This window comes from Streptomyces sp. NPDC052042 (assembly GCF_044548345.1).
Taxonomy (GTDB): domain Bacteria; phylum Actinomycetota; class Actinomycetes; order Streptomycetales; family Streptomycetaceae; genus Streptomyces.
On the sequence record NZ_JBIUBU010000007.1, the window covers coordinates 232647 to 246759 of the forward strand.

Here is a 14113-nt window from a genome sequence, read left to right on the forward strand (position 1 = left end):
TACGAGCGAATACTGGCATCTACTAAGCAGTAACTTAATCAGTCTGTGCTGACACTATCCACTTATTCCGCGGCGATGTAGCCGCACCGGCGGTGATCTGTGTCGCTCAGGTGCGCCTTGCCGGGCCGGGCGATCCCGCGGAGCGCCCGGAGCAGTGCGATCCGTGCGGCGCGGGCCAGGATGGCCAGATCGAGGCCCGGCCCGCGGTGCTCGGCGTAGTGCTGGTCGAGCAGGGCGGGTTCGTCCCACGGCATCCCGGAGCCGGAGCGGATCTGCGCCAGGCCGGTGAGGCCCGGTTTCAGTTCCTTCCGCCAGTCTCGCGCGATGGATGCGGCGATGGGGGCGGCAGGGCCACAGGGGGCGCCGGGACTGTCGGGGTCGGTGGGGCCCGCGGGGTGGGTCCGGGGGTCGCCCGGTGCCAGGGGCTCCGGGCCGACGAGGGAGAGGTCTCCGCGGACGACGTGCGGCAGGCGGGAGAGCACGTCGAGCCGCAGCCGCCGGGTGCGCAGCGAGCGCAGGACGAACACCCTGCCGCCCTGGCCCACCCGGGGTGAGCGCTCGATGATCCCGCCCGGCGGCCGTCGCACCGCGAGGGCGAGGGCGCCCGCGGCGAGTGCCGGGGCAGCCAGGATCAGCAGGACCGACCCGAGGGCCAGGTCCAGGGCCCGCTCGGCCGACGGGTGCCGCCTCGGGAGATGTTCCGGGCGGCGCTCCCGGAGGTGTTCCCGGAGGTGCTTCGGGGGCCGGGCCGCCCCGAGCCGGTCCGCGGGGCGCTGTCGTGTGTCGCCCCGTGTCCGTGTTCGTGCCTGCGCCCGTTGTCGTCTGTGCTGTCTCTGTTGTCTCTGCATCGTTCACACCTGCCTGGTGGGACCGGCCGGGCCGGAGTGCCGGGTTTGCGTGACTCACTGCGGTTTATGACAGAACGATCCCATAGCGCAATGATGAGGGAGGGTTTGTGGGGCTCCCGGTGCGGAGTGGGTGTCGTCCGTCGCCTCGGAGTGGCCGACGCGAGCGGGGCAGGTGCACGATAGTTGAGTCTGCTCGACTCAACTCTGTTGACACTGGGATGCGTCTCGTGCATTCTTGAGTGAGTTCCACTCAAGTAGTCATCCTGGAGGAATCGAAATGGCACGTGCGGTCGGCATCGACCTGGGCACGACTAACTCCGTCGTCAGCGTTCTCGAAGGCGGGGAGCCCACCGTCATCACCAACGCAGAGGGCGCCAGGACCACGCCGTCCGTCGTCGCCTTCGCGAAGAACGGTGAGGTGCTCGTCGGAGAGGTCGCCAAGCGCCAGGCGGTGACCAACGTCGACAGGACCATCCGCTCGGTCAAGCGCCACATGGGCACCGACTGGAAGATCGAGCTCGACGGGAAGAACTTCAACCCGCAGCAGATGAGCGCCTTCATCCTGCAGAAGCTGAAGCGTGACGCCGAGGCCTACCTGGGCGAGAAGGTCACGGACGCGGTCATCACCGTTCCCGCGTACTTCAACGACTCCGAGCGCCAGGCCACGAAGGAGGCCGGCGAGATCGCGGGCCTGAACGTCCTGCGCATCGTCAACGAGCCGACGGCCGCCGCGCTGGCGTACGGGCTCGACAAGGACGACCAGACGATCCTCGTCTTCGACCTCGGTGGCGGCACCTTCGACGTCTCGCTGCTGGAGATCGGCGACGGCGTCGTCGAGGTGAAGGCCACCAACGGCGACAACCACCTCGGTGGTGACGACTGGGACCAGCGGGTCGTCGACTACCTGGTGAAGCAGTTCGCCAACGGGCACGGCGTGGACCTGTCCAAGGACAAGATGGCGCTCCAGCGTCTGCGCGAGGCCGCGGAGAAGGCGAAGATCGAGCTTTCCTCCTCGACCGAGACCACGATCAACCTGCCCTACATCACGGCGTCCGCCGAGGGCCCGCTGCACCTGGACGAGAAGCTCACGCGCTCGCAGTTCCAGCAGCTGACCGCCGACCTCCTGGAGCGCTGCAAGACGCCGTTCAACAACGTCGTCAAGGACGCGGGCATCCAGCTGTCCGAGATCGACCACGTCGTCCTCGTCGGTGGCTCGACCCGTATGCCGGCCGTCGCCGAGCTCGTCAAGGAGATGACCGGTGGCCGCGAGGCCAACAAGGGTGTGAACCCGGACGAGGTCGTCGCCATCGGCGCCTCGCTCCAGGCCGGTGTTCTCAAGGGCGAGGTCAAGGACGTCCTGCTGCTCGACGTCACCCCGCTGTCCCTCGGTATCGAGACCAAGGGCGGCATCATGACGAAGCTGATCGAGCGCAACACCACGATCCCGACCAAGCGTTCCGAGATCTTCACGACGGCCGAGGACAACCAGCCGTCCGTCCAGATCCAGGTCTACCAGGGCGAGCGCGAGATCGCCGCGTACAACAAGAAGCTCGGCATGTTCGAGCTGACCGGCCTGCCGCCGGCCCCGCGCGGTGTCCCGCAGATCGAGGTCTCCTTCGACATCGACGCCAACGGCATCATGCACGTCACCGCCAAGGACCTCGGCACCGGCAAGGAGCAGAAGATGACCGTCACCGGCGGCTCCTCGCTGCCGAAGGACGAGGTCAACCGGATGCGTGAGGAGGCCGAGAAGTACGCGGAGGACGACCACCGCCGCCGCGAGGCCGCCGAGTCGCGCAACCAGGGCGAGCAGCTCGTCTACCAGACGGAGAAGTTCCTCAAGGACAACGAGGACAAGGTCCCCGGTGATGTGAAGACGGAGGTGGAGGCCGCGGTCGGCGAGCTGAAGGAGAAACTCAAGGGCGAGGACTCCGCCGAGATCCGTACCGCCACCGAGAAGGTCGCGGCCGTCTCCCAGAAGCTGGGCCAGGCGATGTACGCCGGCGCCCAGGCCGACGGCGACCCGCAGCCGGGCGCCCAGCAGGCCAAGGCGGACGATGACGTCGTCGATGCCGAGATCGTGGACGAGAAGGACGCCAAGGGCGGTGCGGTGTGACCGAGGAGACTCCGGGCTTCGAGGAGAAGCCCGACGTCCCTTCCGGCGCCACGCCTGACGGAGCCGAGCCGAAGGACGCCCCTTCCCCCTCGAAGGAGGAAGAGGCGGCCCCGGCCGGGGACACGGTGGAGACCGTCGGCCTGACGGCCCAGCTGGACCAGGTCCGTACCGCGCTCGACGAGCGCACGGGCGACCTCCAGCGGCTCCAGGCCGAGTACCAGAACTACCGTCGCCGCGTCGAGCGGGACCGGGCCACGGTCAAGGAGATCGCGACCGCGAATCTGCTGTCCGAGATCCTGCCCGTGCTCGACGACATCGGCCGGGCCCGGGACCACGGCGAGCTCGTGGGCGGGTTCAAGTCGGTGGCGGAATCGCTGGAAACGGTCGTCGCCAAGCTGGGCCTGCAGGAGTTCGGCAAGGAGGGCGAGCCCTTCGACCCGACGATCCACGAGGCCCTGATGCACTCGTACGCGCCGGACGTCACGGAGACGACCTGCGTGGCGATCCTGCAGCCGGGGTATCGGATCGGCGACCGCACCATCCGTCCCGCACGGGTGGCGGTGGCCGAACCGCAGCCGGGCGCGGCTCCGGCCGCGGCCAAGGAAGAGAAGGCAACCGACGAGGAGAGCGGTGGCACCGAGGAGGTCTGACGACCCGTCTGACCATCTCGTGACGCACCGCCCGGCTGTGCGGCCGGCCCACGGGCCGGCCGCACAGCCGATCGTCCGGAAGGAGGGACGTCGATGAGCACGAAGGACTTCGTCGAGAAGGACTACTACAAGGTCCTCGGCGTCCCCAAGGACGCCACCGACGCCGAGATCAAGAAGGCGTACCGGAAGCTCGCCCGCGAGTTCCACCCGGACGCCAACAAGGGCGACGACAAGGCGGAGGAGCGCTTCAAGGAGATCTCCGAGGCGAACGACGTCCTCGGCGACGCCAAGAAGCGCAAGCAGTACGACGAGGCGCGCGCCCTCTTCGGCAGCGGCGGGTTCCGGGCCGGGCCGGGAGGCGCCGGCGGCAACTTCAACTTCGACCTGGGCGACCTCTTCGGAGGTGCCCAGGGCGGGGGCCAGACCGGCGGATTCGGCGGCGGCGGTCTGGGCGATGTGTTCGGCGGCCTGTTCAACCGGGGCGGTACCGGTACGCGGACGCAGCCGCGCCGCGGCCAGGACATCGAGTCCGAGGTGACGCTCAGCTTCAACGAGGCGGTCGAGGGCGCCACGGTCCCGTTGCGGATGTCCAGCCAGGCGCCCTGCAAGGCGTGCTCCGGCACCGGTGACAAGAACGGCACCCCCAGGGTCTGCCCGACCTGTCTCGGTACCGGCCAGGTGTCGCGCGGCAGCGGCGGCGGCTTCTCGCTCACCGATCCCTGCGTGGACTGCAAGGGCCGGGGCCTCATCGCCCAGGACCCCTGCGATGTCTGCAAGGGCAGCGGGCGGGCGAAGTCCGCCCGGACCATGCAGGTCCGGATCCCGGCGGGCGTCTCGGACGGCCAGCGGATCCGGTTGCGCGGCAAGGGCGGCCCCGGCGAGCGCGGCGGACCGGCCGGCGACCTGTACGTGGTGGTGCACGTCGACGCGCACCCGGTCTTCGGGCGCAAGGGCGACAACCTCACGGTCACCGTGCCCGTCGACTTCGTGGAGGCGGCGCTCGGCGGCGAGGTGAAGGTGCCCACGCTCGGCGGCCCGCCGGTCACCCTGAAACTGCCGGCCGGCACCCCCAACGGGCGCACCATGCGCGCCCGCGGCAAGGGCGCGGTACGCAAGGACGGCACCCGGGGAGACCTGCTGGTCACCATCGAGGTGACGGTGCCCAAGGACCTCAGCGCAGAGGCCAGGGAAGCGCTGGAGGCCTATCGGAAGGCGACCGCGGGCAGTGATCCGCGGGCGGGACTGTTCCAGGCTGCGAAGGGAGTTTGAGGTGGACGGCCGACGACGTAATCCGTACGAACTGACCGATGAGACACCGGTGTACGTGATCTCGATCGCGGCCCAGCTCTCGGGCCTCCATCCGCAGACACTGCGCCAGTACGACCGTCTGGGGCTGGTCTCGCCCGACCGCACGGCCGGGCGCGGCCGGCGCTACTCGGCCCGTGACATCGAACTGCTGCGCACGGTTCAGCAGCTGTCGCAGGACGAGGGCATCAACCTCGCCGGTATCAAGCGCATCATCGAACTGGAGAACCAGGTCGCCGCGCTCCAGCAGCGCGTCGCCGAGCTCACGGCGGCGGTGGACGGCGCGGCGGCGGCGATGCAGCAGCGCGAGGCCCAGGTGCACGCCTCGTACCGCCGCGACCTGGTGCCGTACCAGGACGTCCAGCAGACCAGCGCGCTGGTGGTCTGGCGGCCCAAGCGGTCCAGGGACTGAGCGGTCCAGGGACTGAGTGGGGCGGGGACTGAGCGGGGCGGGCGCGTCCAGGGGCCTCTGGAGCGCCCCGGAGCCCCGGGAGGTGCCACGGGGTCGCCCGGAGCGCAGGGAAGCGCCACGGGCCGGCCGGAGCGCCGGGGGGACGGCTGACAGCCGCCTCCCCGGCGCTCTGCCGTGTGCGTCCGCACGCTGCCACTCGTTCCTGCCCGTGTGAGCCGCACGAGCCTTCCTGGAGGCGTCCTGGGCCCGCCGCGCCGCTCGCCCGGGGCCGCACAGGGCAGGGCGGGCCCGGGGAGAGCGCGACCGGGAGGCGCCTCGGCCGTACGGGGGTGGCCGGCGGCCCTTCGCGGCCCGCAGGGTGTCGGCCCACTCACCTCGCGGTGGGGGCGGTACGCGTGCGTGTAGGCGTGCGAGGAGTCGGACGGGCCGGGGCGGGGCCGCCCGTACGGGGCACCGGGTGCTCGGCGGGCGCTGCCCGGTGCTTCGCGATCGCGACGCGACGTGTTGCGCGACGGGCGATCCGACCTGTTTCGCGACCGCGCCCCCGTCAGTCCGGGTCCTGCTCCAGAATCCCCGAGCGCGCGATCAGATAGCCGAGCTGGGCCCGGCTGTTGCTGCCGAGAACGGCGGACAGCTTGGCGACGTGCGCACGGCAGGTGCGGACGTTCATGCCGAGGCGGCGGGCGATCGAGTCGTCGACGTGCCCCTCCACGAGGAGTTGGGCGATGGAACGCTGAACACCGCTGATCCCCTTGGGAGTCGGTTCGTACTTCACCTCCTCCAGGAGCGGTGCCGCACGGCTCCAGAGCTGCTCGAAGACCTTGACGAGGTATTCGACCAGCCCGGGATGGCGCAGTTCCAGGGCGACTTGGCGGTCGTCCTGCGCGGGGATGAACGCGACGGTGCGGTCGAAGATGATGAGGCGCTCGATGAGTTCTTCGAGCGTACGGATCTCCACGTTGTCGTCGGCCATCCGCTCGGCGTAGGCCAGGGTGCCGGGGCTGTGCCGTACGGTGTGCTGGTAGAGGGTGCGGATGCTGACACCCCGGTCCACCACGGAGAGACCGCGTTCCAGGGCTTCGCTGAGGCGATCCTCGCTGCGTCCGCCGCCGGGCTGGACGGTGAGCACTTCCGAACGGCACTCCGCAGTGGCGAGGTCGAGTGCCGCGTTGATGCGGTTGACCCCCTCCAGCACGGTGATGGCGTGAGTGGTCGGCGGGTCCTGGGCGCTGATGTCCATGAACGGCTCGAAGCACTCCGTGAGCAGCACCGAATGCCGTCGGCGCTCCTGGATCTCGCGTTCGATGGGGTGCAGGTGTTTCGCCAGGACGGCGGACGGCTGAACGGGCCGCAGCCAGTCGGCGTCGTCGGGGTCGGGGTGCAGCAGGGCGAAGTCCATGAGGCAGGGGGCCGGCCCCACTTCGCTCCTGGCAATACGTCCCAAGCGCAAAGCGCTGGCGTACAGCCGGGCTCCTGGCTCGCAGAGTTCGGCGATCCCATGAGGATGTGTCGGATTTGTATTGCTTGTGACCATATTCTCCACCCCCCAGGTTCCTGAACATGCAGGAACATGATGCATCGACCCAGTGGTGTTCGTGTGCCCAGGTGAGACATCGTCTTAGGTGCGGGGGAGAAGAATCCACAAGTGAGGACGAAGCCGACTATGTATAAGCGAATGCTTCGCTCGGCGCTTGCCGTTTCGTTCGCCGCAGCCCTGGGACTCGGGGCAGTGAGCGGCAGCGACATCGCATGGAGCAGCGAGGCGGCATCCTCGCCGGGTGACATTGCGTGGTCCACCCAGGCGGCGGCGCCTGGTGACATTGCCTGGTCCACCCAGGCGTCCGCGCCTGATGACATCGCGTGGGGCACACCGGCCTCCGCCCAGGACGACATCGCATGGGGCGTCCGGGCGGCAGCCGCGCCCGATGACATCGCCTGGTCCACGCCGAATCACCTGGGCGCATGACCATCCCGCCGGACGACCGGAGCTTCCGGCGCGAGATGGCCACGGCCTACCGATCGGGTTGGCATTTCATCGATCTCGTCACAGCACTCCCCGGTCGTGGCGACTCGCTGATGGTCACTCTGTTCGGCGACCCCATCGTTGTCGCACGCGAAGAGGACGACGAGGTGCGTGCGTACCGTTGCCTGCGCAAGCCGCGCGGAGCGCCGCAGCCCGTCCGCTGTGCGATCCGGTACGACATGATCTTCGTCAACCTCGACCGGCGGGACCACCAGCTGATCGAGCCAGAAACCATTTCCGCCACCCCCCGCAGTGCCTGAGCGATCCCCCGTCGTTACACGTCGCTCAGTCACTCCCCCACACAACGGCGTCATCGTGACCTGAACACGATGGCGCCGTTGTGCTTTCCCGTGCTCGCGGTCCTCATGCCCTCGGCCGGGCGCCGTCCCGCCGTGCAGGACTCACGCCCGACGGCCCGCCGCCGTGCTGCTCGCCGGGGCGTCCCGGCGACCCTCCCGGGCTTCACGCCCTGCCGAGGGCCCGGTCCAGGGTGATCTCGATGACGACCCGGTCCGGATTGGGTGCCGGTGTGCGCCCGTAGCGTTCCGTGTAGCGGCGCACGGCGCCGTCGACCGCCTCCTGTTCGGTACGGATCCTCGCGCGCCCCTCCAGCGTCGCCCACCGGCGCCGGTCGACCTGGCAGACCGCCACGCGGGCGCCGTCCGGACCGGCGGCCAGGACGTTGGCCACCTTCCGGCTGCTCTTGTCGCTGATGACGCGGGCGATTCCGGTCTCGGGCTCGTACGTCACACCCACCGGCACCACGTGCGGAGTGCCGTCGGGGCGGGGTGTGGTCAGGGTGCACAGGTGGCGCTCGCGCCAGAACGCGAGGTACTCGGGGGCCGGGTCCATCGGGTCGACTGCCATGGGCCCAGAGTAGGCAGGGCCTCGGACATCCCGGTCGGCGCGGGGCGGTCGGCCGGGCGCACTCCGATCCCGCGCACACGCGGGGCGATGAGGGTGAGCGAAAATCAGGTTGAGTGGAATAGACTCAACTTAGTAGACGTTGGCAAAGTCAGTGTTGTGGAGAGAGCAGCCACCGCAGGGAGGAGACGACACACGTGGACGCAGAGCTGACCAACAAGAGCCGGGACGCCCTCAACGCGGCGACCAGCAGGGCCGTGAAGGACGGTCACCCGGATCTGACTCCGGGACACCTGCTGCTGGCGCTGCTCGCGGGCGAGGACAACGAGAACATCACCGATCTGCTCGCCGCCACCGAGGCCGACCAGATCGTGGTGCGTACCGAGACCGAACGGCTCCTGGGCGCGCAGCCCAGCGTGACCGGCTCGACCGTCGCCCCGCCGCGGCCCGACCGCGAGCTGCTGGCCGTCATCGCGGACGCCGCCCAGCGCGCGAAGGACCTCGGCGACGACTACATCTCCACGGAGCACCTGCTGATCGGCATCGCCGCGAAGGGCGGCCGGGCCGGTGAGATCCTCTCCGGGCAGGGGGCGAGTGCGAAGAGGCTGCTGGACGCGTTCGAGAAGAGCAGGGGAGGGCGCCGGGTGACCACACCCGACCCGGAGGGGCAGTACAAGGCGCTGGAGAAGTTCGGCACGGACTTCACGGCCGCCGCGCGGGAGGGCAAGCTCGACCCGGTCATCGGCCGGGACCAGGAGATCCGGCGGGTCGTCCAGGTGCTGTCCCGCCGTACCAAGAACAACCCGGTGCTCATCGGCGAGCCCGGCGTCGGCAAGACGGCCGTCGTGGAAGGACTCGCACAGCGCATCGTGAAGGGCGACGTCCCCGAGTCGCTGCGCAACAAGCGGCTGGTCTCGCTCGACCTCGGCGCGATGGTCGCGGGCGCGAAGTACCGCGGCGAGTTCGAGGAGCGGTTGAAGACCGTCCTCTCCGAGATCAAGGAGAGCAACGGCCAGATCATCACGTTCATCGACGAGCTGCACACCGTCGTCGGCGCGGGCGCGGGCGGCGACTCCGCCATGGACGCCGGCAACATGCTGAAGCCGATGCTGGCCCGCGGCGAGCTGCGCATGGTCGGCGCCACGACGCTCGACGAGTACCGCGAGCGGATCGAGAAGGACCCCGCCCTGGAGCGGCGCTTCCAGCAGGTGCTGGTGGCCGAGCCCAGCGTCGAGGACACCATCGCGATCCTGCGCGGCCTCAAGGGCCGGTACGAGGCGCACCACAAGGTGTCCATCGCGGACTCCGCGCTGGTGGCCGCCGCGACCCTGTCCGACCGCTACATCACCTCCCGCTTCCTCCCCGACAAGGCCATCGACCTGGTCGACGAGGCGGCGTCCCGGCTGCGCATGGAGATCGACTCCTCGCCCGTCGAGATCGACGAGCTCCAGCGCTCCGTCGACCGCCTGCACATGGAGGAGCTGGCGCTCAGGAACGAGTCCGACGCCGCCTCCAAGGAGCGCCTGGAGAAGCTCCGCCGCGACCTCGCGGACAAGGAGGAGGAGCTGCGCGGCCTCAACGCCCGCTGGGAGAAGGAGAAGCAGGGCCTCAACCGGGTCGGCGAGCTGAAGGAGCGCCTCGACGAACTGCACGGCCAGGCCGAACGGGCCCAGCGCGACGGCGACTTCGACACCGCCTCCAAGCTGCTGTACGGGGAGATCCCGAGCCTGGAGCGGGAGTTGGCGGAGGCGACCGAGGCCGAGCAGGTCGCGGCCAAGGAACCCAAGGAAAAGCTGGTGAAGGAGGAGGTCGGCCCGGACGACATCGCGGACGTCGTCGGCTCCTGGACCGGCATCCCCGCCGGGCGCCTGCTGGAGGGCGAGACCCAGAAGCTGCTGCGTATGGAGGACGAGCTCGGCAAGCGCCTCATCGGCCAGACCGAGGCCGTGCGGGCGGTGTCGAACGCGGTACGGCGCACCCGCGCCGGGATCGCCGACCCCGACCGGCCCACCGGATCGTTCCTCTTCCTCGGCCCGACCGGGGTCGGCAAGACGGAGCTGGCGAAGGCGCTCGCCGACTTCCTGTTCGACGACGAGCGGGCCATGGTCCGCGTCGACATGAGCGAGTACAGCGAGAAGCACAGCGTGGCGCGGCTCGTCGGTGCCCCGCCCGGGTACGTCGGCTACGAGGAGGGCGGCCAGCTCACGGAGGCGGTCCGCCGCCGCCCGTACAGCGTCGTGCTGCTGGACGAGGTGGAGAAGGCCCACCCCGAGGTCTTCGACATCCTGCTCCAGGTCCTGGACGACGGCCGGCTCACCGACGGGCAGGGCCGGACGGTGGACTTCCGCAACACCATCCTGATCCTGACCTCGAACCTGGGCAGCCAGTTCCTGATGGACCCGTCCCCAAGCTCTCGACCTCGTTCGAGCGGGGGAGACCCCATCTTTGAGCCCGAGGTGAAGAAGGAGCAGGTCCTGGAGGTCGTACGGGCCTCGTTCAAGCCGGAGTTCCTGAACCGTCTGGACGACCTGGTGGTCTTCTCCGCGCTGACCGGCGACGAACTCGCGCACATCGCGAAGCTCCAGATCGACCGGCTCGCGAAGCGGATGGCCGACCGCCGGCTCACCCTCGACGTCACGCCGGAGGCCCTGGCCTGGCTGGCCGAGGAGGGCAACGACCCGGCGTACGGCGCCCGGCCGCTGCGCCGCCTCATCCAGACGGCGATCGGGGACCGGCTCGCCAGGGAGATCCTCGCGGGCGAGGTCAGGGACGGGGACACGGTCCGGGTGGACCGGGCCGGGGACGAACTGCTCGTCGGCGCCGCGCCGTGACCGCCCTGGGGCCTGCGTCGTGACCGTTCCGGTCCCCGGGTGGTGACCGCTCGGGGGCCGGGGGTGTCACCGCTCCGGCCCTGCGGCGTCACCGCCCCGGCCCCCGGGCCGCCTCCGGTCCGGGGCCGGGGCGACGGCGCCCCGTCGCCGTGTCGGGCGCCCTTCCCTCGGGGCCCCGGCAGGACCGGCCGCACCGGCTGCTTGTCAGCTCGTGGCGGATCGGGGCCGTCTGGGCTTGCCATCCCCCGCCCGCCATGGGGGAGGATGTCGGCAACCGCACGAAGGGAAAACCACGGTGAGCATCGATCCGTCCTCGATTCCTAATTTCGGGGGCCAGCCCGAACCGCAGGCCGCAGGACCGGAGGGCCCCGTCGTCCCTGACCAGGACCTCGTCAAGCAGCTCCTGGAGCAGATGGAACTGAAGTACGTCGTGGACGACGAGGGTGACCTCGCCGCGCCGTGGGAGGACTTCCGTACCTACTTCATGTTCCGCGGCGAGGCCGAGCAGCAGGTCTTCTCGGTCCGTACGTTCTACGACCGCCCGCACGCCGCGGACCAGCGAGCGGTCCTCCTCGACGCGATCGACGACTGGAACCGCCGCACCCTGTGGCCGAAGGTCTACACGCACACCCACGAGGCCGAGGAAGGCTCCGAGGACACCGAGGTCTCGATCCGCCTGATCGGCGAGGCCCAGATGCTCATCGGCACGGGCGTCAGCCTGGAGCACTTCGTCTCCTCGACGGTGAGCTGGGTGCGTGCCTCGATCGAGTTCGACAGGTGGCTCCAGGAGCGTCTCGGCCTGATCCCGGCCGAGGAGAACCCGGAAGCCACGGACGCCTGAGACGCATGACCGTGCGGGCCGCCCGGCCCACCCAGGTCCCGCACGGGAACGACGGCCCGGCCCGGGGCGGCGGTATCCATCAGCCATGGACCGCCGCCCCGGGCCGGGCCGCGTCGCTTCTCACCCCCGTACTGCCCGATGAGCACACGGACGGTACGGGCTGGAAAGAGAGAGTCAGGCGTCCGGGGCACCGCCGAAGCGCTCACGGTAGGACCCCAGGTCCTCCTCCGTGATCTTCGCGAAGAGCACCGGCGGCACGGTGAACGCGGTTCCGGCCGGTACGGCGTCCAGGGACATCGCCTGCTCGGCGGTCACCCAGGTCGCGGTGTCGTTCTCCAGGGCGAAGGCCCCGCGCATCGCGGCGGCCGAGGCCGGAATGAACGGCTTGGAGACGACCGCGTACAGGTGGATCAGGTTCATCGCGGTGCGCAGGGTCTGCGCCGCGCCGTCCGCGTCGGTCTTGATCTCCAGCCAGGGGGCCTTCTCCTCCAGGTAGGAGTTGCCCGCGGACCACAGGGCGCGCAGGGCGGCGGCAGCCTTGCGGAACTGGAGCGCCTCCATGTGCTCCTCGTACTCGGCCAGCAGGTGCGCGATCTCCTCGCCCAGCTTCGCCTCCGCCTCACCGGCGGCCCGGCCGGCCGGGACCTCGTCGCCGAACCGCTTCCGGGAGAAGGACAGCACGCGGTTGACGAAGTTGCCGAGGGTGTCGGCCAGGTCCTTGTTGACCGTGGCGGTGAAATGCTCCCAGGTGAAGGACGAGTCGTCCGACTCCGGGGCGTTGGCGATCAGGAAGTAGCGCCAGTAGTCGGCGGGAAGGATCTCCAGGGCGGCGTCCGTGAAGACGCCCCGCTTCTGGGAGGTGGAGAACTTGCCGCCGTAGTACGTCAGCCAGTTGAAGCCCTTGACGAAGTCGACCATCTTCCACGGCTCCCGGACACCGAGTTCGGTGGCCGGGAACATCACGGTGTGGAAGGGGACGTTGTCCTTCGCCATGAACTCGGTGTAGGTGACGTCGGTGGCGTCGTACCACCACGACTTCCAGTCGCGGGTCTCGCCGTCCGTGGCGGCGTCCGCCCACTCCTTCGTCGCGCCGATGTACGCGATCGGGGCGTCGAACCAGACGTAGAAGACCTTGCCCTCGGCTGCGAGCTCCGGCCAGGTGTCGGCCGGGACGGGCACACCCCAGTCCAGGTCGCGGGTGATGGCACGGTCGTTCAGGCCCTCGGTCAGCCACTTGCGGGCGATGGACGAGGACAGGTGCGGCCACTTCGCGCCGACGGTGGCGACCCACTCCTCGACCTCCTGCTGCAGCTTGGACTGGAGCAGGAACAGATGCCTGGTCTCGCGGACCTCCAGGTCCGTGGAGCCGCTGATCGCCGAGCGCGGGTCGATCAGGTCGGTCGGGTCCAGGACGCGCGTGCAGTTCTCGCACTGGTCGCCGCGGGCCTTGTCGTAGTCGCAGTGCGGGCAGGTGCCTTCGACGTACCGGTCCGGCAGGAAGCGGCCGTCGACCGGCGAGTACACCTGGCGGATCGCGCGCTCCTCGATGAAGCCGTTCTCGTTCAGCTTGCGTGCGAAGTGCTGGGTGATCTCGATGTTCTGCTGCGAGGAGCTCCGGCCGAAGTGGTCGAAGGCCAGCTCGAAGCCGTTGTACACGGCCTTCTGGGCGTCGTGTGCCTGCGCGCAGAACTCGGCGACGGAGAGCCCGGCCTCCCTGGCGGCCAGCTCGGCCGGCGTTCCGTGCTCGTCGGTCGCGCAAATGTAGAGGACGTCGTGACCGCGCTGGCGGAGGTACCGGGAGTACACATCCGCCGGAAGCATCGACCCGACCATGTTGCCCAGGTGCTTGATCCCGTTGATGTAGGGAAGCGCGCTGGTGACCAGGTGTCGAGCCATCCTCGGATGCTCCATTTCGTACGTACGGCGCCGGTGACGGTGCCACGGCGGGCCCAAGTCGGAAAGCTGCAGCCGATGCGGTCACTCGGATCGCACTCTGACGTCACATATGGTGACGGAACGGTCTACATGCCACCGGCATCGTATCGAACCGGGGTTTCCCCGACCCCACGGATTTCAGGCCGCCCGGGGCGGAATGCTCAAGGCACTCGGCCGTCCGAGACAGGCGGCCGAACGGGTCTCGGACGGCCGAGGCGCTCCTCATCCTGGATTCGGCACTCCGCCGAAAGCCCGCGCCCGCTGTGCCCATCCGCACGCTCGGCACGA

12 protein-coding genes are annotated in these 14113 nt (G+C 69.6%); 8 read left to right on the top strand and 4 right to left on the bottom strand.

The window, feature by feature from the left end; genetic code table 11:
• Window positions 1-62: 62 nt before the first annotated feature.
• On the bottom strand, window positions 63-848 hold the full coding sequence (locus ACIHCL_RS15245) for a sugar transferase (RefSeq protein ID WP_399861706.1): 786 nt from the start codon (window positions 846-848) through the stop codon (window positions 63-65).
• Between the two features lie 277 nt (window positions 849-1125).
• On the opposite strand from ACIHCL_RS15245, the gene dnaK reads away from it, so the two are divergent.
• The 4 genes from dnaK to ACIHCL_RS15265 all read left to right on the top strand — a co-directional run bounded on the left by dnaK (window position 1126) and on the right by ACIHCL_RS15265 (window position 5331).
• Window positions 1126-2964: a molecular chaperone DnaK gene (gene dnaK, locus ACIHCL_RS15250; protein WP_399861709.1), complete on the top strand. Its 1839-nt coding sequence runs from the start codon at window positions 1126-1128 to the stop codon at window positions 2962-2964.
• A complete protein-coding gene (gene grpE, locus ACIHCL_RS15255) occupies window positions 2961-3614 on the top strand; it encodes a nucleotide exchange factor GrpE (protein ID WP_399861711.1) in 654 nt (217 codons plus the stop codon). The genes dnaK and grpE overlap by 4 nt, the downstream gene beginning before the upstream one ends.
• Window positions 3615-3707: 93 nt before the next feature.
• Window positions 3708-4883: a molecular chaperone DnaJ gene (dnaJ, locus tag ACIHCL_RS15260; RefSeq protein WP_399861713.1), complete on the top strand. Its 1176-nt coding sequence runs from the start codon at window positions 3708-3710 to the stop codon at window positions 4881-4883.
• Window position 4884: 1 nt separating this feature from the next.
• Window positions 4885-5331, top strand: a complete 447-nt coding sequence (locus tag ACIHCL_RS15265; RefSeq protein WP_399861715.1) for a heat shock protein transcriptional repressor HspR — start codon at window positions 4885-4887, stop codon at window positions 5329-5331.
• Window positions 5332-5878: 547 nt separating this feature from the next.
• Here the strand turns inward: ACIHCL_RS15265 and ACIHCL_RS15270 are convergent.
• Window positions 5879-6730 carry a helix-turn-helix transcriptional regulator gene (locus ACIHCL_RS15270; RefSeq protein ID WP_399861879.1) on the bottom strand — a complete coding sequence of 284 codons (852 nt, stop codon included), beginning with the start codon at window positions 6728-6730 and terminating at the stop codon, window positions 5879-5881.
• 264 nt (window positions 6731-6994) lie between these two features.
• Here ACIHCL_RS15270 and ACIHCL_RS15275 point away from each other — a divergent pair, with 264 nt between their 5' ends.
• A complete protein-coding gene (locus tag ACIHCL_RS15275; protein WP_399861717.1) occupies window positions 6995-7297 on the top strand; it encodes a 5'-nucleotidase in 303 nt (100 codons plus the stop codon).
• Complete coding sequence (locus tag ACIHCL_RS15280) at window positions 7294-7614, top strand: (2Fe-2S)-binding protein (protein ID WP_399861720.1); 321 nt, start codon at window positions 7294-7296, stop codon at window positions 7612-7614. Before ACIHCL_RS15275 ends, ACIHCL_RS15280 begins: the two co-directional genes overlap by 4 nt.
• Window positions 7615-7816: 202 nt before the next feature.
• On the opposite strand, the gene ACIHCL_RS15285 is transcribed toward ACIHCL_RS15280, so the two are convergent.
• Window positions 7817-8221 (bottom strand): pyridoxamine 5'-phosphate oxidase family protein, encoded by a 405-nt coding sequence (locus ACIHCL_RS15285; protein WP_399861723.1) that lies wholly within the window; start codon window positions 8219-8221, stop codon window positions 7817-7819.
• Window positions 8222-8415: 194 nt separating this feature from the next.
• Here ACIHCL_RS15285 and clpB point away from each other — a divergent pair, with 194 nt between their 5' ends.
• Together clpB and ACIHCL_RS15295 are read left to right on the top strand one after the other, a co-directional pair.
• Window positions 8416-11049 carry an ATP-dependent chaperone ClpB gene (gene clpB / locus ACIHCL_RS15290; RefSeq protein WP_399861724.1) on the top strand — a complete coding sequence of 878 codons (2634 nt, stop codon included), beginning with the start codon at window positions 8416-8418 and terminating at the stop codon, window positions 11047-11049.
• Window positions 11050-11344: 295 nt separating this feature from the next.
• A complete protein-coding gene (locus tag ACIHCL_RS15295; RefSeq protein ID WP_399861727.1) occupies window positions 11345-11890 on the top strand; it encodes a YbjN domain-containing protein in 546 nt (181 codons plus the stop codon).
• A gap of 174 nt (window positions 11891-12064) precedes the next feature.
• Here ACIHCL_RS15295 and metG read toward each other — a convergent pair whose 3' ends face one another.
• Entirely contained in the window at window positions 12065-13786 is a 1722-nt protein-coding gene (metG, locus tag ACIHCL_RS15300) for a methionine--tRNA ligase (RefSeq protein ID WP_399861729.1), read from the bottom strand.
• Window positions 13787-14113 lie beyond the last annotated feature (327 nt).